Source organism: Nitrosopumilus sp. (genome assembly GCF_025699255.1).
GTDB lineage: Archaea > Thermoproteota > Nitrososphaeria > Nitrososphaerales > Nitrosopumilaceae > Nitrosopumilus.
Map to the genome: position 1 here is coordinate 1 of NZ_JAILWA010000006.1, position 22,348 is coordinate 22,348.

25 protein-coding genes, 1 tRNA gene and 1 pseudogene are annotated in these 22,348 nt (G+C 35.2%); 22 read left to right on the forward strand and 5 right to left on the reverse strand.

Features of this window, described 5'->3' with window-relative positions:
• The 15 genes and pseudogenes from K5781_RS06515 to K5781_RS06585 form a co-directional block, all read left to right on the forward strand.
• Positions 1-302: pseudogene (locus tag K5781_RS06515) on the forward strand (signal recognition particle-docking protein FtsY); the annotation flags it as partial.
• A complete protein-coding gene (gene argF, locus K5781_RS06520; RefSeq protein WP_297441963.1) occupies positions 299-1,213 on the forward strand; it encodes an ornithine carbamoyltransferase in 915 nt (304 codons plus the stop codon). The pseudogene K5781_RS06515 and the gene argF, both read left to right, overlap by 4 nt.
• A gap of 36 nt (positions 1,214-1,249) precedes the next feature.
• Complete coding sequence (locus K5781_RS06525; RefSeq protein ID WP_297441965.1) at positions 1,250-1,732, forward strand: 50S ribosomal protein L18; 483 nt, start codon at positions 1,250-1,252, stop codon at positions 1,730-1,732.
• A 2-nt stretch (positions 1,733-1,734) separates the two neighbouring features.
• Positions 1,735-2,445 carry a 30S ribosomal protein S5 gene (locus K5781_RS06530; protein ID WP_297441966.1) on the forward strand — a complete coding sequence of 237 codons (711 nt, stop codon included), beginning with the start codon at positions 1,735-1,737 and terminating at the stop codon, positions 2,443-2,445.
• Positions 2,446-2,451: 6 nt separating this feature from the next.
• Positions 2,452-2,919, forward strand: a complete 468-nt coding sequence (locus K5781_RS06535) for a 50S ribosomal protein L30 (protein WP_297441968.1) — start codon at positions 2,452-2,454, stop codon at positions 2,917-2,919.
• Position 2,920: 1 nt separating this feature from the next.
• On the forward strand, positions 2,921-3,346 hold the full coding sequence (locus K5781_RS06540; protein WP_297441969.1) for an uL15 family ribosomal protein: 426 nt from the start codon (positions 2,921-2,923) through the stop codon (positions 3,344-3,346).
• Positions 3,339-4,772: a preprotein translocase subunit SecY gene (secY, locus tag K5781_RS06545; RefSeq protein WP_297441971.1), complete on the forward strand. Its 1,434-nt coding sequence runs from the start codon at positions 3,339-3,341 to the stop codon at positions 4,770-4,772. The genes K5781_RS06540 and secY overlap by 8 nt, the downstream gene beginning before the upstream one ends.
• Complete coding sequence (locus K5781_RS06550; RefSeq protein ID WP_297441973.1) at positions 4,750-5,337, forward strand: adenylate kinase; 588 nt, start codon at positions 4,750-4,752, stop codon at positions 5,335-5,337. Before secY ends, K5781_RS06550 begins: the two co-directional genes overlap by 23 nt.
• Before the next feature lie 3 nt (positions 5,338-5,340).
• On the forward strand, positions 5,341-5,964 hold the full coding sequence (locus K5781_RS06555) for an EMC3/TMCO1 family protein (RefSeq protein ID WP_297441975.1): 624 nt from the start codon (positions 5,341-5,343) through the stop codon (positions 5,962-5,964).
• Positions 5,961-6,521 (forward strand): cytidylate kinase family protein, encoded by a 561-nt coding sequence (locus tag K5781_RS06560; protein ID WP_297441977.1) that lies wholly within the window; start codon positions 5,961-5,963, stop codon positions 6,519-6,521. Before K5781_RS06555 ends, K5781_RS06560 begins: the two co-directional genes overlap by 4 nt.
• Complete coding sequence (locus K5781_RS06565; RefSeq protein WP_297441979.1) at positions 6,518-7,519, forward strand: RNA-guided pseudouridylation complex pseudouridine synthase subunit Cbf5; 1,002 nt, start codon at positions 6,518-6,520, stop codon at positions 7,517-7,519. The genes K5781_RS06560 and K5781_RS06565 overlap by 4 nt, the downstream gene beginning before the upstream one ends.
• Positions 7,520-7,546: 27 nt before the next feature.
• The gene (locus K5781_RS06570; protein WP_297441981.1) at positions 7,547-7,993 is read left to right on the forward strand and encodes a hypothetical protein; all 447 of its coding nucleotides are present in this window, start codon (positions 7,547-7,549) and stop codon (positions 7,991-7,993) included.
• A gap of 67 nt (positions 7,994-8,060) precedes the next feature.
• Positions 8,061-8,161: transfer RNA gene (locus K5781_RS06575), tRNA-Ser, on the forward strand.
• A 325-nt stretch (positions 8,162-8,486) separates the two neighbouring features.
• Entirely contained in the window at positions 8,487-13,064 is a 4,578-nt protein-coding gene (locus K5781_RS06580) for a PKD domain-containing protein (protein ID WP_297441983.1), read from the forward strand.
• A gap of 59 nt (positions 13,065-13,123) precedes the next feature.
• Entirely contained in the window at positions 13,124-13,540 is a 417-nt protein-coding gene (locus tag K5781_RS06585; protein ID WP_297441985.1) for an AAA family ATPase, read from the forward strand.
• A 108-nt stretch (positions 13,541-13,648) separates the two neighbouring features.
• Here the strand turns inward: K5781_RS06585 and K5781_RS06590 are convergent, their stop codons facing one another.
• Positions 13,649-14,794: a plastocyanin/azurin family copper-binding protein gene (locus tag K5781_RS06590; protein WP_297441987.1), complete on the reverse strand. Its 1,146-nt coding sequence runs from the start codon at positions 14,792-14,794 to the stop codon at positions 13,649-13,651.
• A 127-nt stretch (positions 14,795-14,921) separates the two neighbouring features.
• Between K5781_RS06590 and K5781_RS06595 the strand changes: the two genes are divergently transcribed.
• A complete protein-coding gene (locus tag K5781_RS06595) occupies positions 14,922-15,359 on the forward strand; it encodes a universal stress protein (protein WP_297441988.1) in 438 nt (145 codons plus the stop codon).
• Positions 15,360-15,382: 23 nt separating this feature from the next.
• Here the strand turns inward: K5781_RS06595 and K5781_RS06600 are convergent, their stop codons facing one another.
• Positions 15,383-15,556 carry a hypothetical protein gene (locus tag K5781_RS06600; RefSeq protein WP_297441990.1) on the reverse strand — a complete coding sequence of 58 codons (174 nt, stop codon included), beginning with the start codon at positions 15,554-15,556 and terminating at the stop codon, positions 15,383-15,385.
• Positions 15,557-15,657: 101 nt separating this feature from the next.
• Between K5781_RS06600 and K5781_RS06605 the strand changes: the two genes are divergently transcribed.
• Together K5781_RS06605 and K5781_RS06610 are read left to right on the forward strand one after the other, a co-directional pair.
• Positions 15,658-16,662 (forward strand): TIGR00341 family protein, encoded by a 1,005-nt coding sequence (locus K5781_RS06605; RefSeq protein ID WP_297441992.1) that lies wholly within the window; start codon positions 15,658-15,660, stop codon positions 16,660-16,662.
• Between the two features lie 77 nt (positions 16,663-16,739).
• Entirely contained in the window at positions 16,740-17,120 is a 381-nt protein-coding gene (locus K5781_RS06610; protein WP_297441994.1) for a hypothetical protein, read from the forward strand.
• Positions 17,121-17,255: 135 nt separating this feature from the next.
• Here the strand turns inward: K5781_RS06610 and K5781_RS06615 are convergent, their stop codons facing one another.
• Positions 17,256-17,696 carry a universal stress protein gene (locus K5781_RS06615; RefSeq protein WP_297441996.1) on the reverse strand — a complete coding sequence of 147 codons (441 nt, stop codon included), beginning with the start codon at positions 17,694-17,696 and terminating at the stop codon, positions 17,256-17,258.
• 47 nt (positions 17,697-17,743) lie between these two features.
• Here K5781_RS06615 and K5781_RS06620 point away from each other — a divergent pair, with 47 nt between their 5' ends.
• The gene (locus K5781_RS06620) at positions 17,744-18,877 is read left to right on the forward strand and encodes a Vms1/Ankzf1 family peptidyl-tRNA hydrolase (protein WP_297441998.1); all 1,134 of its coding nucleotides are present in this window, start codon (positions 17,744-17,746) and stop codon (positions 18,875-18,877) included.
• Between the two features lie 22 nt (positions 18,878-18,899).
• Here K5781_RS06620 and K5781_RS06625 read toward each other — a convergent pair whose 3' ends face one another.
• Positions 18,900-20,207 carry an FAD-dependent oxidoreductase gene (locus K5781_RS06625; protein ID WP_297442000.1) on the reverse strand — a complete coding sequence of 436 codons (1,308 nt, stop codon included), beginning with the start codon at positions 20,205-20,207 and terminating at the stop codon, positions 18,900-18,902.
• A gap of 87 nt (positions 20,208-20,294) precedes the next feature.
• Here K5781_RS06625 and K5781_RS06630 point away from each other — a divergent pair, with 87 nt between their 5' ends.
• The gene (locus tag K5781_RS06630) at positions 20,295-20,576 is read left to right on the forward strand and encodes a hypothetical protein (protein ID WP_297442002.1); all 282 of its coding nucleotides are present in this window, start codon (positions 20,295-20,297) and stop codon (positions 20,574-20,576) included.
• Positions 20,577-20,602: 26 nt separating this feature from the next.
• On the forward strand, positions 20,603-20,977 hold the full coding sequence (locus tag K5781_RS06635) for a ChuX/HutX family heme-like substrate-binding protein (RefSeq protein ID WP_297442004.1): 375 nt from the start codon (positions 20,603-20,605) through the stop codon (positions 20,975-20,977).
• A gap of 196 nt (positions 20,978-21,173) precedes the next feature.
• Here the strand turns inward: K5781_RS06635 and K5781_RS06640 are convergent, their stop codons facing one another.
• Positions 21,174-22,142 (reverse strand): D-glycerate dehydrogenase, encoded by a 969-nt coding sequence (locus K5781_RS06640; protein ID WP_366848079.1) that lies wholly within the window; start codon positions 22,140-22,142, stop codon positions 21,174-21,176.
• A 53-nt stretch (positions 22,143-22,195) separates the two neighbouring features.
• Here K5781_RS06640 and K5781_RS06645 point away from each other — a divergent pair, with 53 nt between their 5' ends.
• Positions 22,196-22,342 carry a hypothetical protein gene (locus K5781_RS06645; protein WP_008301345.1) on the forward strand — a complete coding sequence of 49 codons (147 nt, stop codon included), beginning with the start codon at positions 22,196-22,198 and terminating at the stop codon, positions 22,340-22,342.
• Positions 22,343-22,348: the final 6 nt, after the last annotated feature.

The following is a 22,348-nucleotide window of genomic DNA, read 5'->3' on the forward strand; positions in this document are numbered from 1 at the left end:
AACCAACACCAGAACCAACACCAGAACCAACACCAGAACCAACACCAGAACCAACTTCCGATGATCCTTTCGAAGGAATCAACGATGATGATATTGCAACTTATTCAGATTTGTTTGATGTTCCTCCACCTGAAAATGATAAACAGGCAACTGATTTGGCTAACAAAATTCGTCAGTGGATTAAAAATGGCAGACTACAATCTGGAGAGTCTGTAGATGATGTTAAAGACGAAGAGATACAAAAGCATGATAAAGAAGAACCCAAAAAGAAAAAAGGCAGGTTCGGGTTCTTTAAACGATGAAACTTAAAACAAAAAACTTACTTACTTTGGGAGAACTATCCCCAAAGGAATTTGCAGGACTAATTGATGATTCCATCAAACTAAAAAAACAACTCAAAAAAGGCCAGAACAAACCTCTTCTAAAAAACAAAACACTGACAATGATATTTCAAAAGCCGTCTACTCGAACACGTGTAAGTTTTGAAGTTGGCATGTATCAGCTGGGAGGACATGCAGTCAATCTATCATCAAATGATATGCAGCTGTCTCGAGGCGAATCAGTTGAAGACACTGCAAAAACTCTTTCACGATACTCTGATTGTATAATGGCACGTGTTTATGATCATGAATTGCTTGAGACGTTATCTGAACATGCCAGCATTCCCGTAATCAACGGTCTTTCTGATACTTTTCATCCTTGCCAAATACTCGCAGACTTTATGACAATCAAAGAAAAAAAGAAAAAGATAAAGGGATTAAAAATTGCCTGGATTGGTGATGGGAACAATGTTTGCAACTCTATGATTTACGGCGCAGCATTAGCTGGTGTCACTATGGCTGTTGCAACACCCAAAGGATTTGAACCAGACAAGGACGTAGTGAAAAAATCCCAAAAATCTACAAAGATTGAACTGACAACTGATCCCTTTGCTGCTGCAAAAGATGCAGATGTTATAGTTGCAGATACTTTTGCATCTATCCATAATCTTGATAAGAAAAGATTACAAAAATTCTTGCCAAAATACCAAGTCAATGACAAACTAATGAAGGCTGCAAAAAAAGATGCGATCTTTTTGCATTGTCTTCCTGCAAAGAGAGAACAAGAGGTTACCTCATCAGTAATTGATGGACCTCAGTCTGTTGTTTGGGATGAGGCAGAAAACCGATTACATACTCAGAAAGCTTTGTTAGCTGCTCTGATTCGCGCTTAACGTATATAAGAGCAGATTCAAACTCGGTTTCTATAGATGGCCTATTCGAAAATATTGAGAAGATTAAGGGAAGAGAAGACCAATTATAAAAAACGTGGAACCATGTTGATGGGAAAACGCGATTTTATCACTGTAAATATTACTAATGAAAATACCCAAGTCCAAATTCTAAAGCCTGGCATGACTGGAGACAAGGTTGTCGCATCAGCTCACTCTAGATATTTGCTAAAGCAAGGCTGGAAGGGCTCTAGAAAAAGTGTACCTGCTGCATATCTGACTGGCTATTTGGCTGGAAAGAAAGCATTGGGACAAGGTGCAAAAGATGCAATCTTGTATACTGGAACTAAAAGATACACACAACGAATGGCAGCTGCTCTGAAGGGAGTAATTGATGCTGGAGTTGAAGTACCAGCTGATGAGGAAACATTTCCTGCAGAAGAAAGAATCAACGGTGAACACCTGACAGTTAAAAATGAAATTTCTAAAATAAAATCTTCAATTGATAGTGAGGTCAAATAGAAATGAGTCAAGCAGCACAATCCAAAGGTCCACGCGGAAAAGCTGCACCAGTATATGGTAGAGGTCCTCCTGGAGGAGCAAAAAATGGAGACCGTCCAAAAAGACCAAGAAGAGAACCTGAAGAAGAAGTTTGGGTACCAAAAACAATCTTGGGACAAAAAGTAGCATCTGGAGAAATTTCATCTCTGGAAGAAATTATCGAATTAGGATTAAGAATTCAAGAAGCAGGAATTATCAAGAAACTATTGCCTGACTTGAAAAGTGAAGTTGTAGATGTTGGAATCATTCAGAAAATGACTTCAAATGGTCAATCAACTAGATTCAAAGCAATTGTTGCTGCAGGTAATGAGAATGGTTACTTGGGAATCGGTCAAGGAAAATCTAAACAAATGAGAATTGCAATCGAAAAAGCAACCAGCCAAGCTTATCTTAATGTCAACCCAATCAAAATGGGCTGTGGCAGTTGGGAATGCAGATGTGATCAAAAACATTCTGTTCCATTCAAAGTAAGAGGCAAAGGTGGAAGTGTAACAATTGAAATTATTCCTGCACCACGTGGATTAGGTCTTGTAGCAGGAGGTAAAATTAAACGATTATTGGAATTGGCAGGTCTTAAGGACGCATGGACCACTGCAAAAGGTTCAACACCTACAATGAATTCCACTTCTAAAGCAATACTGGATTGTCTAAGACAGACATTTAGTCAAGGTTGATGAAAAATGGCAAATGCATATCTTGTTGTTAGAATCAAAGGCCAAGCTGATTGTCCTTACTGGGCAACTCATGCAATGATGCTCTTAAAATTAGATAAAAAATATCGTGCAACAATTCTTCCAGCCAAAGAGAATACTTTGGGAATGCTAAGAAAGGTACAACACTATGTATCTTGGATTGAACTTGATTCATCATTAGCAAAAGAATTGATTGACAAAAAAGCAAGAAAATCTGGCTATCAAAAAATTACTCCTGAGGATCTAAAGACTTTGGGATTTGCAAGTACTGATGAATTGGCAACAGCATTGGCTGAAGGCAAAGCAACACTATCAAAACTAAAACCAATAAAACCATGGTTTGCTTTGGCACCACCAGTTCACGGATTCAAAAGAAGTACCAAGAAACTTTATGGACAGAAAGGAGTTCTTGGACAAAACAAAGAACTTGACACTATTGTAAGGAGAATGATTTAACATGGCATCTAGATTAAGAAAAACAAGACGACTTAGAGGCGGACGACACATGGGATGGGGACAAGTAGGTCAACACCGTGCAAGTGGTCACAAGGGTGGTCTTGGAATTACTGGTATGAAAAAACATCATAGAAGTACTATGTTGAAAGAAGATCCAGATCATTATGGTCATGATATTCCTAAAACACCTCACCCAAATATTATAAAAAAATGGACTAGCCTTAGAGATCTAGATGACTTGTTCACTAAGTTCGGTAAAGAAGAGGGAGGCAAAAAAGTCGTAGACCTTGAAAGTGCAGGATACGACAAACTCCTTGGCGGCGGAAAAATTACAAATGCATATTCCGTCAAAGTTCCACAATTTACTGCATCTGCAGAAGAGAAACTCAAAGCTGTTGGGGGAGAAGTGTTAACTAACAATGGCTGAAGGTAGCGTCACTACTATTATTCGAAAAGTCGTCTTCAAAGCAGAACCATACTTACCTCAAGTTCCTAAACCTAAAAAGAAAATTCCACTCCCTACCAGACTACTTTGGTGTGGAATTGCATTACTCATCTACATGATAATGGGACAAACTCCACTATTTGGAGCAACAGCACCACAATTTGATTTCCTAGCCTTTGCTAGAGTTATTTTCGCATCACAACAAGGTACTCTTGTTGAATTAGGGATTGGGCCGATTGTAACAGCTGGACTCTTGATGCAATTGCTGAGAGGCTCAGACATTCTCAAATTTGATTTCAAAAAACCTGAAGAAAGAGGAATTTTTCAGACTGCCACTAAACTAGTAACCTATGTTGTAATCATAGCCGAATCTATTGTGTATGCAGCTGCAGTTTATGGTCCTGGTGTTACAGAGCCATATGTACTGTATGTGATGATAGGGCAGCTGATGGCGGCGTCTATTATTATCATGTTCTTAGACGAATTAATCCAGAAGGGCTGGGGACTGGGTAGTGGAATAAGTCTTTTCATTATGGCAGGTGTTGCTCAACAAATTCTTTGGAGCATGTTCAGTCCGTTGCCTGCTGGAGATGGAGGAATGATTGGTATTATTCCGTATATTGCTCAATCTTTGACTGGCAGTGGTGATATTACAAATATCTTCTTCCGTTCTAACCAGCTTCCAAGTATCTTTGGACTATGTCTTACTGCGGGAATTTTGCTAATTCTCGTATTCACACAAGGAATGAAAATTGAAATCCCAATCGTTTCAACAAAGTACAGAGGTTTCTCAGCAGTTTATCCAATCAAACTGATGTATGTCTCAAACATTCCAGTCATTTTAGCTTCTGCACTTACTGCAAATGCTGTTTTCATTTTCCAAATGCTGTGGGCCAACATGAATCCACGTAACAATAATTTCTTCATGAACTTTATAGCGCAATTTGATCCTACCAGTCCTAACACCCCGATAGGTGGTATCATTTACTATATTACTCCTCCAAGAGGCTTGGATGTTGCAGCACTAGATCCAATGCGTGCAGTAGGTTATGTTCTGTTTATGATAGGAATTGTAGTTGTATTTGGTAGGTTATGGGTAGAGCTTGGTGGTTTATCTCCAAAGAGTGCTGCTCAGAATTTGCTTGATGCAGATGTACAAATCCCTGGATTTAGAAGATCAAACAAACCAGTTGAAGCTTTACTCAACAAGTACATTCCCTCTGTCACCATCATTGGCTCAATGATTTTGGGTCTGTTGGCAGGTGTATCTGATGTCCTTGGTGTGTTTGGTTCTGGAATCGGAATTTTACTTATGGTAGATATTCTCATCAACTATTACACACAGTTAGTTAGAGAACAAGTAGAAGTTACAATGCCGCGTTTGGGTGCTTTGCTTGGTAGAAAATAAAAAAGTTGTAATGGTAGGAATACCAGGGGTTGGAAAAACTACGCTACTTTCCAAAATGGCAACTATCATTAAAGATCATAAAAAAAGTGTCAGTGTTGTAAGCTTTGGAACTTTGATGTTTGAAGTTGCAAAAGAAAATGGACTAAATGACCGTGATGAATTAAGAAAGTTGCCTGTGGCAGAACAGCAACGCATCCAAAAACTTGCTGCAGAAAAAATTGCATTACACCAAGAAGATGTTGTAATCATTGACACTCATGCATTCATCAGTTCTCCAGAAGGATACTATCCTGGTCTTCCAGAACATGTTCTCAAAATTATCAAACCTACCAACTTTGTTTCTGTATCTGCAAAACCTGAAGAAATCTACAACCGACGAATGACTGATACAACTCGAAACCGAGATAAGATTACCCTTGCAAATATTAAAAAAGAATTAGATGCTCAATCTGGTATGATTTCTGCATGCTCTGTAATTTCAGGCTCTCCTGTTAAACACGTTTTAAATCGTGAGGGAAAGGTTGATGAAGCAGCTGATAAAATAATTAATGCAATAGGACTGTAAAAAATGGACTTTAACTTTATTCTACTATTCATTGAATCTATCCCTCTGCAATTTGATATCTTTGGTGGAGAAAGAATGGCATTGGGCAGTGATGATCCAATTGTTAAAGGATTGATTGCATCGATGTTTGCAGTTTCTGGATTTGGAATTTTACTGAACATCTTCAACTCTGGAGTTAGAAAAAAGATGGTTGATCAAGTAAAGCTAAAACGAATCATGAAAGAAACACGTGCTTGGCAAAAAGAAAGAATGGCTGCAATGAGAGCAAAAGACCAAGCAAAGGTTGCAGAACTAGGAAAAAAATCATCATACATGAACAAAATGTCAATGGAGATGATGCAGATGAACATGAGACCAATGATGATTACCTTTGTTCCGCTAATTTTGATATTTTATCTTGTCTTGCCACAATTGTTCTCTTACACTGTTGCACTATCTCCAATTCCACTAAATGTAATTCCTGGAGATATGTTCCAATTAACATGCACTGCTGAACAAGCAGCAGATGTAGACCATGTTTGTACTGAAGAAAATGCACTATATCTGTGGGCTTGGTATTTCCTTTCATCCATTGCATTTAGTGGCATTATCATGAGACTCACAAAAACATCGATGGATCTCAGTTGACCAAATCTATTGTTATTTCTGGTCCTCCTGCAGTAGGAAAAACAACTGTCGCTAAAGGATTAGCTGAAGAATTTCAATTGCAGTATCTCAGCGGTGGCGATGTTCTAAAAGAGATGGCACTTGAACAAGGATTTGATTCTCAAGGAGATGATTGGTGGGATACTGAAGAAGGAATGAAATTTCTTAACCAGCGTGAACAAAATTCTGAATTTGATAAAAAACTAGATGAAAAATTAATTGGTTTGTTTGATCAGGGTGGAATGGTTATCACCAGCTATACCTTGCCCTGGCTAATTAAAGACGGAATCCGAATCTGGCTTGAAGGCTCTCATGAAAGCAGCACAAAAAGAATGCAATCAAGAGATAGCATGAGTCCTGAAGAAGCATATGAAATCACTAAAAAAAGATTTGACCGAAATAAAGCATTGTACAAAAAACTATATGATTTTGACTTTGGAGAAGACAAATCTGTTTTTGATTTGATAATTAATACAGACAACCTAACAGCACAACAAGTAATTGATGTTACAAAAGAAACAGTGAGGAAATTATTATGACTCTAAAACAACTTGAAAATCTCATAGAAATTGATCAGGACATCACTGATGATGCTTTTGGAACATATTATGACAAAAGGACTATTGAGCAGTTGCTAAATTATGGAATTATTCTTTTAGACAAACCGCCAGGACCTACAAGTCATGAAACAGTAGCGTGGACTAAACGTTTACTGAAACTACCTAAAATCGGACATAGTGGCACTTTAGATCCTCAGGTCTCTGGAGTTCTACCTCTGGGTTTGGGCGAAGCAACAAAGGCATTGGGTGTTTTGTTGTATGGCCCTAAAGAATATCATGCACTTGGGAGAGTTCACTCTTTGCCCTCTAAGGAGAAGCTAAAAGAAGTTGTAGAAATGTTTCAGGGTGAGATTTTCCAAAAACCTCCACAGCGTTCTGCAGTTCTTAGACAAACTAGGACAAGGACAATTTATGAATTTGAAATAATAGAACAAAAAGAGAGATTGCTTTTGACAAGAATTCTTTGTGAAGCAGGAACTTACATTCGTAAACTTTACTATGATATTGGAGAAATTTTGGGACCTGGTGCAACTATGGTTGAACTAAGGAGAAGCAGAGTTGATCAATTCCATGAAAAAGACGGATTGGTAACGTTGCATGAACTTGCTGATGCATTTGCATTGTGGGAGGAGAAAAAAGATGATAGTAAACTAATGAAAATGATAAAACCCGTTGAGTTGGCATTAAGTGAATTAAAATCTGTAGTTATTCGAGATTCTGCAGTAGATGCATTGTGCCATGGAGCACAACTGGCAATTCCTGGAATCTTGAAAATTTCACCAAATTTGAAAAAAGGCGATATTGTTGGAATTTATACACAAAAAGGAGAGGCAGTTGCTTTGGCTGAATCAACAATGAACGAAGAAGAAATTCGTGATGCAACTAAAGGCTATGCATTTGAAACTAAGAGAATCATTATGGCTCCAAACACATATCCAAAAAAATGGAGAACAAAACCAACACCTCCAAAGGATTAAAAAATAAAGAATATTTTTTAAAAAGAATTGCTATCAAAAAGCCTTGTAATCTTTATTGGAATTGGTGTTATTGCAGGACTTGCATTTGGTGTATATTTGATTGATTTTAAAAATACCAGTCATTTGGTATTTGTTGAAGGGCCTTCTGTTTCAGTTGTCACTGAAAAATCTGATTTTAAAAAAGGTGAAGAAATCAAAATTAGGATTGTAAATTCTGGAACTGTTCCTCTGGTTTTTCCTGATTCTTCTTTTGGGCTTAGGATTACTGGATTGTCTGGAATACTGATGTATACTCCAGTATCTGCACAAGTAATTTCTAATTTGGAACCCGGAGATGAAGTTGAATTTTCATGGGATCAAATCAAAAACGATGGTGACACTGCATTAGAAGGCCTGTACAAAATATCTACTAAAGGAGTGTATGAACAGGATAACACTGTTGAAAAATCAATTACCATAACAATCTGGAAGTAGTTTGCAGATTACAAAATAACACAATATATAATCACATTTTACCGAATACATTTGTCGCAAGACTTGTGCCGGGGTCGCCTAGCCTGGTAGGGCGCGCGCCTGGAAATAATTAACCATAAAGCGCGTTCTCGCAAGGGAACGGGAGTTCAAATCTCCCTCCCGGCGCCATCAAATTACTCTACATCTCTGCCATCCGTACTGTTCTTGGTTACATACGGCAAACTAAATCCCGTGTTTCTTTGTAACTAGAATCATTTCCCTCAGAATGTTTTTTTGCATTAGTTGATTTCTGATATCGGTTGTGTTTGTAACGAATCCGCAAATAATTTTTAATAATCAAATTTGTAAATCATGTTCTAAAAACTTAGAATATGATTGGTTTTGATCGTGTTTAGGTTTGTTTAATTATTTTTCCTTCCTAATGTCATACTGTAATAATGATCGCTGACATCTGATCACCTTTAATTAACATAGACAACTCGATCTTTCCAGTATGTTTGGTCGGGGGTTAGTGTTAGGTTTACTGTTTACTGTTTTGTTAATTGGATTTTCATTTTCACAAGAATCATTTGCAGCCGCTGGTGATCCAATAGTTGATGCTGGACCCGGTGCAATTATTGATGAAGGTGATACTTTCTCTCATGTAGGTTCTTTTACACTGCCAGATGCAGAAAACAATTGGACTGCAACGGTAGATTATGGAAGTGGTGTAGGAGAAGAACCTCTATCTTTAAACTTTGGAGCTGGAACATTTTCACTTGATCATCTGTATAACATGCATGCACCATTTCAGCTTACAGTAGAAATTACTAATGGTACACATACTGGTACTGATGTAATCACCATAGATGTTCAAAATGTTTCACCTGTTATTGATAATCCCATTCCAGACGTAACCCTTGATGAAGGTGATACTTTCTTTTATAGCGGAACTTTTACTGATCCTGGATTTGATGCATTCACTGGAACTGTTACTTATGGTAACTTTGGTATTGGTAATCTAACATTGGCAATGGGTGCAAGTACATTTGATCTTGAACGTACCTTTGTTACTGATGGAATTTTTGATTCTATAGTAGTAATTTCTGATGATGCAGAAAATTCTAATTCTACTGCAACATTTACAATTACAGTAAACAATGTTTCCCCGACTCTTAGTTTAGGTTCTGGTGGAACAATCAACCAAGGAGATACGTTTCTTTCATCTGGTTCATTTATAGATCCTGGTGAAGATCCTTGGATTATTACTGCTGACTTTGGTGATGGCACTGCCCCTGTAGATGTTTCATTTTCTGATACCAAAACTTTTGATTTATCTCACACTTTTAAAAAATCAGGAATATTTACTGTAACAGTATCTGTTGATGATGGTACTGATATTGTTACTGATACTCTATCTGTAACAGTAAACAATGTTGCACCAATAGTTGATGCAGGTCCTGATGATATCATTGATGAAGGCGAAGAATTTACTTCAATGGGCTCCTTTTCAGATCCTGGTGATGAATCATTAACAATTACAATAGATTATGGTGACGGCGAATCTGAAATTATTCCAGAATCAATTGACGGTAATTTTGATATTAATCATGTTTATGACAATGATGGAAGTTTTACTGTAGAAGTAACCGTTGATGATGGCACTACTACTGTCATAGATTCTGCAATTGTTACAGTAAACAATGTTCTTCCAGAAATTACCCTTGATAGCAAATCTGTTGATGAAAATAGACTATTCACTGGGTCTGGTTCCTTTGTTGACCCTGGTGATGATATGTGGACAGCAACAATAGATTATGGTGACGGTTCTAGTTCAGAGCCTCTTTTACTTTCTGGAATGACTTTTTCACTTTCAAACACTTATTCCACGAATGGAGTTTATGATGCATCTATCACAATTTCTGATGATGACGGTTCTACAGTTTCTACTTTTATGATTGGCGTATTTGTTAGTGATACCACATTACCTAGTGATCTAAATTCACCCATGTTTACATCTCAAATATCTACTGACAGTGCAACATTTAGCACCTCTAATCAGGATATTTGGGGACCTGTAACTGGCGGCTCTGGAACTTCTAGCTGGAACCTTTTCAATCCTCAAAGATGGAATGAATCTGACGGTGATAGCTCCTATGTTACTCTAGCTGGCAAAAGATTAGGTGGCGGTATTAGTGCAGGAACATCTGGACATCTGGAATTAATAGGCTCTGCATCTGATTTATCAGGAAAAATTGGCGTAAACTACCCTGGAAGTATCAAAGTAACTCATCCTGATGCTGATTCTTTCTTGGCAGGTCAGAGTGTACCTGTAAGTAGTGATTGGACACTTGCTTCTAGTGCAAAGATTCTTGCAGGAAAAACAATGGGTGATTTGAGAATGGACTTTGATATTGGATTAGCAGAATTTGTTGATACAGATGTATGTTTGTTAGTTGGATGTGTAGATCTATTTGTAATTCCTGATATTGATATTGACACTGGAAAAACTAAACTCTTTAGCATTTCAGATGCAGGTGACTTGGATATGCCATCAGCATTAACTGGATTTGTAGGACTAACTGGAAACTTTAATCCTATTTCAGTTCAACCTGCAACTACTTCTGTAAATCCTTCTACTGGAAGAATTATTGCAGAACATACTAACAAATTTTCTGACATTAATATAGATCTTGATAAAGTTGCAACTCGTCTTGGTGTTGCACCTCCATTAGGAATAGATAAAGAAATTAGTTCAGTTAAGCTAGTTGCAAATCTATTTGATGTAGATGCAGATATTGACTTTAAGGCACATCAAAAACTGACTTTTGATTCTGATGTCTTGATAAAGTTAGACTTTAGTCGCCCTGTAACTGGCGTTGTAGGTTCAATACTTGATCTTACTACTTCTGGAGACAAAGTTTCTTCAGTAACATATCGCCAAGGAGAAGAAATCAAAATAATATTCCCAATTGGCGAAACAGACCCAATCACTGTAACTCCGACTGCTTTGTTGGATTCATCAAAGACCAAATTACATCAATTCACTGAAGTCATAACTGAAAGTGATGTAAACATGTTCTCACTTGATGCAGGTATCGCTCTTCCTAGTTTTACTGTAGTTCCTGCCATTCCAATATACAATCCAGTCCCTCACTTTTCTAATTGGCAGTGCCATGAGCGTGTACTGGGAGTATGTGTTTGGGCAGGATATACTCATGGTCCTCACTGGCACAAAATTGGTGAAACTCCTGCGGTAAAATTCAATGGAGTTGATGTTGGAGTAGGTCCAGTATGGAATAGTGGTCCACAAGGTCAAGAAATCAAGAAAGATATTCTTGCAAACAAAGCATTTGCACTTGGTGGATTTAACACTGTTGCCCTTTCACCATTTGAACTAAATCCTGAAGTTCCGCCAACTGCAGAAGCCGGTGGCCCATACGAAGTTCTTGAAGGTTCTGTTGTCCAGCTGTTAGGAACTGGTGAAGACCTTGATGGTGATCCAATAACATTTGCATGGGACTTTGATGGTGATATGACGTATGAAACTAGTGGGGCAATAGTAGATTATCCATTAGGCATTGATGGTCCTGATACACTTTCAGCAGAATTACAAGTCTGTGATGATTTGAATTGTGATGAAGACTTTGCAACAATTACTGTCATCAATGTAGCACCAACATTAGAGGCTGGTGATGATGAAACAATTGATGAAGGAAGTTTGTTTACAAGAACAATTAACTTTGAGGATCCTGGTGCAGATACATGGGATATTGAAATTGATTATGGTAACGGATTTACAGAATCACTTTCTGCATTAACTGAAAGAACATTTGATTTGAATCATACGTATGCAGATAATGGAGATTATACAATTTCAATTATGGTGACAGACGATGATGCTGGAACCGATTCTGATTCCTTTGTAGTTACAGTAAACAATGTGAATCCGACAACTGAAGCTGGTGATCCTGATTCGGTAGATGAAGGAACTCTGTATTCATATGTTGCAACATTTACTGATCCTGGATTTGATTGTGATACTTGTGGAACATTAGAGGACTTTACTGCAACAGTTGATTGGGGAGATAATACTGGAGTGGAGTCACTTGCAGTTGATGAAACACCAGGAAGTCCAGGCGTTTTGACTCAAGGTACAGCATCAGGCTCACATACTTTTGCAGATAATGGAATTTACACTGTTACTGTAACTGTAACTGATGATGATACAGGAGTAGGCATTGATATATTTGATATCACAGTAAACAATGTTAATCCAACTGTTGAAGCTGGTATAGACCAAGAAGCTGTAATTCATGATTTAGTTAGTCTTGATCCTTCAACATTTACTGATCCTGGATTTGATTGTGCATTATGTAACACACTTGAAGACTTTACATCTATTGTAAACTGGGGTGAAGGAAGTGATGAACCATTAATAGTTGATGAAACTCCTGGAAGTCCTGGAGTTCTAACACAAGGAACTGCATCAGGTGATCATATTTACAGACTACCAGGAGATTACACTGTAACTGTTACTGTAGATGATGATGATGCTGGAACTCATAGTGACTCATTGATAACAACAGTTCTTGGTGCACAAGATTTGAAGAACAGAGCAATCTCATTTTTGTCTCCATATAATTCAGAAAAAGATGTGAAAAAAGCAATTGAATCTATTAATGACAGCTTGGATTCTAAATTTTGGTTAAGTGATGTATATCTTGATGAAAAATATGGAAAGAAAGTCTTTGATGAAGAGAAAAAAGCAGTAAAGGATCTTCAGAAAATACTAAAAGATGGAGCAAAGAAAGGAATTGACCCAACATTTGCCGAAATAACACAAGACTCTATTGATTTGTTGGTAAATGCAGATAGAGTTTTGACAATTACCATAATGCTTGATGCAACATCAACTCCAGCTGATGATCCTAAGAAACAAGACAAGGTAGACAAAGAGAATGAAAAATCTGCCGAAGAGTTTGCAAAGGCAGATGAATATAGAGATGAAGGTGATTATGATAAAGCAATTGATCATTACAAGAAAGCATGGGAACATTCACTTGCTGCTCTAAAACATGCAAACAAGTAACCTGTCAGTTTTATGTTTAATGTGACTCTTTTTATCTAGTATAAAATCCATCAATCCTCATGGAATATGTTTTGATGATAGGAGTTGCCTTAAGTGGAAAAACAACTTATGTGAAAGCCAATTTTAAGCATGAAAGAATTGCATTGTCTCGTTTTGACAATGACAGAAAAGATGAATTAGAATATATTGAAAAATGTCTAAAAAAAGGAATTAGCATAGTTGTAGATGATACAAATCTTACAGAATCAATACGAAAATCACACATTGACTTGGGTAAAAAATACAATGCAAAAATTCGAGGAATTTTTATGAATACCTCTCAAGGAATCCTTGAGAAAAGACAAAAAAGTAGACGTGACCCTTTTCCTTTGTCTGCAATTTACAAACAACTTCGACAATTAGAGACACCTGTAGTTGCAGAAGGGTTTGATGAATTAGTTGTGAAAAAAAATTACGAACAGCCTAGAAGTACATGATCTAAAAATTCTGTGAATAGGCCTATACTAATTTTCATGAGTTATGGCATTTGTAGACGATATGTAATTTCCAAGATTACTTGTAATTTTGGAGAAGAGCATTTAGTATCAAAAATAATCTGCCCAACCTCTTTTCATCAATACTTCTGCAGTAGATTTGCTCAAACAAACTGCATTTCCATTACTGGTTTTCATTAGTAATTCTAATCCACCATTACATACAATATCTGCAGGATCTAGTGTTTTCATTTGCTTGCTAGGGGAAGGGTATTTTGGTTCTGATTCATATTTGAAAAAAATAACTGGACTATGAAGGGATTCTCCTTTGATGTCAATCGTATATTTTCCAAATTCTCGTAATTTCTCTGAATTTACATCAACTGTAAATCTAGAATTCATCAACAAAGTATATTCTGAATATAGTACGATACCACTAGGAGAAGTTATTTCAGGCGTGATTCTGTATAATTGACTAGGATTTCTAACTTCGCCTGAAATTGTAATTGTGTCTCCCGGATAGTATGTCTGTTTATCAGTGATTGCTAAAACTTGATTTATCAAAACAAATGGTTCTTCAGTGAATTCACCAATTACATCACTTCCTACAACCTTAACTTGTGTTGTATGCCCTTCCAGAGGAATGGTCAATGTAGTGCCACTGTTTGTGGATTCTGAATCATAATTTGTAATTTGGTTCTTTCCTACCCATACTGATTGAGGATTTTCTATTAATTCTTGAGGCAAATAAACTACAAACACATCATTATCAATTTTCCCGACAAAATCAAAAATCAACATATTTCTTGAATTATCAATTTTGATGTCAGAAAGATTTCTTTGTACTTTAAAGGGGATATCAAATGTAACATCTGAAACATCAGAGCCAACATTGTGCATTATCTGAAAATCTTCGGGAAGATCAACTACGTTAACTATTCCTGTCATCCACGGATGAATTGTACAAAAGTATTTGAATTCTCCAAGATCATTGAAGGTAAACAATTTGATGAATTTTTCCCCTCCCTCTAAATAACCACTATCAAATGCTCCATCAAATCCAGATTCTAAAGAACCTGAAGTAATCGTATGTACTTCACCGTCCGTGTTTCCCCATTCAACAAAATCTCCAGGTCTTACAGAAATTTCTTGAGGTATGAAATGAGATGATAATGTAATTTTTGAAGAGCCCGGCGGAATTTGAATATTCCATGTATCAGCTAATACATAATGGCTGGCAGGAATTATTAGAACCAAAAATAATAAACAAACAATATTTTTCATAGACTTGGTTGTTTTATCGCTATTTCATAATTGCATATGATTTTCATTTTTGAAAATAACACGTAGTTTAAATTCAGATAATTCATGAATATGGTCAATTATGAGTGATGATTTTAATTTCAAATCTATCTTGGTGCCATACAATGCCAGTTCAGGTGCAAAACGAGGATTAAATGCAGCCATAGAACTTGCAAAGAAGGTTGATGCAGAAATCACTCTGATTACATGTATTGAATCTTCATCTCTTGCATCGTTTTTTAGAAAAAAAGATGATAAATACGAAGAAGAGAAACAGGTTATTCAAAAAGAATTGGAAAAAGTAGAATATGACACAAAAAAACTCAATTCCCCCTTAAAACACGTGATTCTAAAATCATCTTTTTCCCCAAACACAATAGCAGAATATGCTGAGGAAAACAAAATTGATTTGGTAGTGATTGGACAGTCGAAAATACTGCCTACTGAATCAAAATATCATGAAAGAATGGCCCATTATCTCATACGAGGTCTGACTTGTCCAATTTTGATTGTTAAATAATCGAGAATATTTTAAAAATTATCTTATTTCTTGAGATCTTTTTTCATTACTAAATATTCATCAATCGCTTTCAAACAATTTTGCATATTTTGGACATATTGTTGAGATTCAGAATGACGATTATTTTCTAATGCAGTAATAAGACCCGCTGAATAGAGTTTCACATCATTTACTAATGATTCAATCGTATCTTTCATGACACAAATTATATTATTTTACTGATAAAGAGGGTGGTAAATTTCAAATTTGATAATCTTTAACACTCAATTAAAATATCTAGTGGATTAATAGTAAGAAATTGAGAAAAATAGAAGTTCTTTGCTATGATCAGCAAAGTCAAAGTATAGAATTTACTTTTAAAAAATACAAAATTCCTTTTCATTCTGAATTAACAATGTCTGAAGATGATAGATTGTTAAGATATACAGGAATATGTCCTGACTCTTTAGCAAATGGATTAACTAACGAACTAAATAAAATCATAGACACTAGAAAAAAAGATTTGTATGTCACTAGTTTTGCAATCGAAGCTACTTTATCTGATTATCTCTCAAATTATGTCAAAGAACTTGAAACAAAAAATATTAAAATAAAAAAGAAAAAACTGATTGAAGAATATGAGTCATTAATTGAACCTAATGTAAAATTTAACAAAAATCTCCTTTTCATGATTGTGATAGCTGCAGGGGTTGCAGTAGTTGGTCTATTTGCAAACAATGCCTCTTTGGTAATTGGAGCAATGTTGATATCGCCATTACTTGGACCGATTTCTGCATTTTCATTCAATACTGCAGTTGGTCAGACAAACAAAATGTTCAAATCTGTGATTTCAGGATTATTGTTACTATTAGCAGTTATAGGAACAGGTGCACTTTTAACAATAATTGCAATTCAGTTTACTGAGTTACCTCTAACAAACGAAATTATATCTAGAACTGAAATATCTCCTGTATTTTTAGCAGCTGCAATAGCTATTGGATTTGCAGGAGGGATTGCTATGACTACTAATATCCCAGGCATTTTAGTAGGCGTGGCAATTGCAGCTGCATTAGTTCCACCTGCAGCTGTTGCAGGAATTGGAATTGCGTTATGGGATTGGGATATTTTTTCAAATGCATTGACACTTACTGCAGCAAACATCATAGGGTTGGTTCTTGGGATGATGGTTGTCTTTTTCATAGGAGGAGTCTCTCCAAGGAAATTCTATGAAAAAGAAAAGGCTCAACAACACATGATTATCACAATATCTGTTTTTACGGGATTGAGTATTCTTTTGGGATTCTTGTTATTCAAACCATCCTGAATTCATTAAAAACTTGTTTTTGCATCTTATCAAAATCAATAGAATATTTTATTTCGGACTGTTTTCTACCAAAATGTATGAGACGTAAGTTTTCAGCAAATGATAAAGAATGGCATCAAACATTACTCAATACATTTGAAAACATATTGAAAATAAAAATTCAACCTGTTTTAGTCTATGACAGAAAACATTTTTCAAATTATGTCTACAAAAATAATATTAAACCCAATACCGTTTGGGCTGAATGTATTAAAGAATGTGGCACCATTTGGTTAAATCCTGACTTGGCAACAGAGCCAAAAGTTGAAACCGTGAATACCCTTTATCACGAATGTCTACATATCAAATATCCAAAAAAAACAGAACGAGAAATAAGAAAACTTGCAGACAAAATAATTCCTGTAACAAAATCAATTTCTTCTAGTAAAAAGAAATTTGACATCACCCATATGCATTAAATTTCTATATGACTAATTTTATGACATCTAATGCATTCAAACAATTTGTTTGAATCAGGTATTGATTCTTAACAATTTCAAGATCATTTTCAAGATTCATGATCAACAAATCAAACGTACTTGCCAAAAATTAACCTATGTGGGTTTCATTGTTAGAAGATGACAATGAGATTTGTGATGAATCATGTTTATAATGTCATCATAAAGAGTTATTTCCTCCATTGACAGCTTTGGATAGTCTACAATTAACAAATCTGTTTTGTGCTCTTTGACATAATCAATAACCCAATGAGAAATGTTGTCAGTTAGGCCAAATTTTGTCTTAACGGAAACACCTTCTTTTTGAGCAATTTTCTTCCATTTTTCTAATTCTGCTTTAAGTTTCGAAGTCTGATTCTGTGTTGTTTTTTTATCGGATTTGGTCTCAAAAAAATAAAACTTTGGCGGAATTTTATACATGCACTCAATAACCGTTAATTCTGAATCAAATTTTTTGGCCATCTCCAGACCAAGTTCAAATGATTTCTTTGTATGTGTAGGAGTGATTATTGCAACAACTATTTTACTAAATGTCATACTATAACTCTCATCTTTACAGCATTATTATTTTATTCTGATTTAGTATGTCAAAAACCATTCATCCTCTTGACACTGTTCTCAATTTTCGTATGGGATTTTATAGTAACCAATCATTACCTTCATTGGGTATGCTGGAATCTTCTGAAATTTCTCCATCTGAATGGCTTGCAATCAATCAATTTCTTAATGATTTGAAACAAATCAGAGCAACATGCATCTCTGTATACTATCCGTATGGTAAAGGTACAGAAACTATTTCATTGTTACAAGAAAACAAACGAAGTGACGTTGTTGAAAAAATTGAATCCAAAATAGAAAAAAGGATTGCATATCTCAAAGAAAATCCTACATCTGCAGGAAAATTTACAAAAACCTTGTGTATTTTTGGCTGGATACATAATGGAAAAATTGTCATTAAAGAGATTGGAACTTCAAAAGAACTTCCATACATCTACATGCAAAGTAAAAAGCCATATCTGAAACCATTTGGGGATGTTCTAAAAATCAATCATGATGTTTTGTTGGTAACCATTGATCAAAAATCTGCAAGAATTCAAAAATTCCATGGCAGTCAAATTTTACAAGAGTCTAGAATCAAAATTGATTTACAAGGAAGGCATAGGAAAGGTGGTCAAAGTCAAGGTCGATTTTTAAGAGCAAGGCAAACAAAAATCCATGTTTTCTTTAAGAAAGTCGCTAATAAAGTAAGAACAATGGATGCCAATTCTGAACTAGTTTTATTGGGAGGAGCAGGTCCTGCAAAAACAGAATTTTATGATGAACTAAATTCTGATTTGGTAAACAAATGCCGATTTGTTGAAAATTTATCTTTTTCAACTCCTATGAATGAAATTCACAAGAAAATCATTCACCATTTGTATCAACACCGAAAAAAGTATGTCTCAGAACTACTTGAAAAATATGAAAAACTAGTCAAAGATGGATTGACTGCTAAAAGAAATAATGTTATTTACAAAGCGTTGGAAATTGGGGCAGTTGACACCCTAATTGTATCTGCAAACTATCATACAAACTCTCAATTCAAAAATATAATGAAAATGTTAGAGCTTGCAAAAAATACCTCGTCTAAAATAGAATTTGCAGTATCTCCAAAAATAATTAAAAAATTGGAATTAAATAATTCCGTTCTTGCCATATTGAGGTATAAAATCAAATAATTCTGTTTAATCTGAATTGTGATTATTGTAACTTTTCAATAATTTCTGAAAATTTCCAAGGGCCGCATTCAGAATCTTCTTGCTCACTTTTGAATAGTCCTGTTTTGTTTAGATGATTTACAATATGTGCTGAAAACGGTAATGCTCCCGTAGCCCCTGGAGAATTATAGTTCAAAATATGAAATGATGTTTCATCATCTACCAGTATGACATCTGGAACAAATTTTCCATCCTCATTAATTATTGATGATCTAATACCTGCAGTTCCTTTTTCAGTAATTTTGTTTGCATCAATTATTGGCAAGAATCTTTTTACTCTGTCTACCATTGCCGTTTTTGACATTGATGATTGTATTTCGTTCATTGCCAGTTCTTGAAATTGTTTATCAAAAATTGCCTTTCTAGCGCCAGACCCTAGCATTTCCAACATTTTTGGAATAAACTCTTTGATGTTTTCTGATGTATTGTATCCGTATGGGCTGAAAACTGGAACTGCGTTTGGACCTATTTCACAACTACCATCAACCCTGATAATCCAATGTGGATCTAAAAATGGATACTCTGGAAATTCAGGAACTGAATATACGCTTGATTTGGTTAAATTGTTATACTCTTTTGGAACTTTCCAATATTCTCCTCTGAAATGAACATCAGTAAATTTTTCTGCAACACCAACATTGTGTGCAATATCTACAGCTTCTCCTCCTGCTGCATTAATTAGAAATTTTGCAAAAATTTCATGTTCGTCATTTAGTGTAATCTTCCATTTGTCATTTTCTTTTTTTATTTCTGTAACTTTGGTATCTAATAGGAAGTTTGTTCCCTTTTCTTTGCTGTCTTTCATCACTGCATTTGTAAATGTAGAATAATCAGTTGATGCATCTTTGTATACATACAATGCTGATTCACATTTAATTTCTGGTTCGATTTTTTTCAATTCTTCTTGATTCATCAGCTCGATATCTTTGTCCTCAAGTCCGTTTTGTTTTCCCCACTTGAGATATTTTTCTAAAACCTTGATTCCTTTTTGATCTACTGCAACTTCTATCACACCATCTTTTTTAAATGGCAATTTTTTCAATTCTGCATACTTTTCCCACATCTCATAACCCAGAAAAGCTGATTTTGCAAACAGTTTTTTCTTTTCAGGATTGTAAAGATACGGTGCATGAACTTTTCCTGTATTTCTTCCACTAGTGTGAAATGCAACGCTATGGGCCTGTTCGATAACTGCAATTTTTTTTGATTTGTTAAGAGAGGATAAAAAATATGAAATCGAGGTACCTAGAATTCCTCCGCCGATTATTACAATGTCAAAATTATGAGCCATTTGCTTTCACTCTTAATTTGTTTTAGTTGATAATAAATTGAGTCTGTAGCAATCAAGATTAATATCCAATAAAAATAACTTCAAGTCATGTTACCTGACAAGTGTTCAGTAAAGGAAGAAGGCAAAGAATGTGTTAATCCTCCTGAATTTATTGTATCTATCATTTCAGGAAAAGATGAGTATATGGTTGGTTTAACTTGTCAAAAACATAAGCAAATAGTTTCTGGTAAAATAGGAATTTTGCAAAATGAGGGTAAAATGCATGATGGAAAAGTTAGTTTTTCGCCCGTAAAAGCAGTTGGAACTGATTGTGTTCATGGTGATTCTGATGATTTTGTTCAGATTGACATGAATCGCTCAAAAAATTGAAATAATTTCTTTTTTAATACTCATTGTTGCTTTTAGAACTGTTATCTGATTTAGTTAAAATTGATGATGTCTTATTGATCATAAAAAACAGCGGTACTGTCAGTGAGATTAAAAGTAATTCTCTTAGCATTCGCCAAAAAGAAAAATGGATTACCATTGGTGATAATGATGGTCCTGCACACATGCACATAAACTCTGAACTGATAAAGTCTGCAGAATTTATTCAAGAAGAAAAACCTGACCGAGTCAGTTACAGTGTTCGATTCTTTGATGAGAATGGAGATCGTATACTGGCAGCATTTTTTACAAAAATGTATGATGACTCAAAACATCTAATTCCTGAGAGAAAACAACTCTATGACAAATTGCTTGCAAAGTTTTCCTCTAAAATTCAATTTTAAAAAAAACCTTGTCTGAAAAAGACAAGGAGAAAAAATATTACTCTTCTAATTCTTTCTTCTTCTTCTCTTTTTCAGATTGTAGTTTAGCTAATTCTAATTCTTCATTGGTATGTTTGAATTTTTTCAATCTGATTTTAGATTACGATTTAGATATAAAAACTGCACATTTTTCTCAATCATAACTCATGCGTAAAAATCAATATCCTACAGAATAGATTGGCTTTTTCCCATTCATTCCTAAAATCAAGTTTTTGACAGTAATTTCTGCCATCTTCTTTCTAGTTTCTTTAGTTGAACTCCCTATATGAGGTGCAAGAACAATGTTTTCTAATTTACATAGAGGATTGTTCTTTTTGATAGGCTCCATTTCAAAAACATCTAGGCCTGCACCTGAAATAGTTTTTTTCTTTAATGCTGATTCTAGATCTCGCTGATTGACTACTTTGCCCCTTGAAGTGTTAATCAAAAATGCTGTTTTTTTCATTTTTCTAAATATTTTCAAATTAAATAAATGATCTGTTTCCTTTGTGTGGGGCACATGTACTGAAAGAAAATCGCTATCTGAAATTAATTTTTCAAATGAGACATATTTTGCACCAAGTGCTTTTTCTTTAGATTTTGAAACATGTTTTCTGTTATGATAAATAATTTTCATATCAAATGCCTTTGCTCTTTTTGCAAGAGTGCTTCCAATTCTCCCTAAACCGAAAATTCCCAGTGTTTTTCCTTGAAGATCTGTGCCAACATAATCGTATGCTCCATAGATTTCATTCCACTTTCCATTACGAATGATTCTATCTCCTTCAGAAACCCTTCTTGCAATATCTAACATTAATGAGAATGCTAAATCTGCTGTTGCGTCAGTTAGAACTTCTGGGGTATATCCTACTCGTATTTTCTTTTCTTTTGCATACTCTGTATCTATATGATCAAAACCTACACTGTAAGTGCTAATCACTTTGAGGTTTCTTGCATGTTTGATCATCTCTTTGTCTATCTTATCATATGGAAAACAAATGAGACCCTCAATCTCTTTGATTCTAGATCGCAATTTAGTTTGCGGGATTGGTATCTTTCCAGAATGGATTTCGATTTGATATTTTTTTCTTAGTTCTTTGAGTGCAAAGTCATGCAAAGTACGTGTAAGCAAGACTTTTTTTTTCATCATTCATGATATTCATCTCAAACCATTTATACGATTTCTTTGTACTTTCCTTGATGTCTTCTAAGGTTGAAGAAGAGGAAGAATTTGCTATTTGTGTTGAATGTGGTAATTCTATTGAAAAATGTGTATGTGTATGTCCCTATTGCGGTGAACGAGATAAATGTGAATGTGCATTGTTTGATGCAGCTACTGGGGGTTAGAAGTAA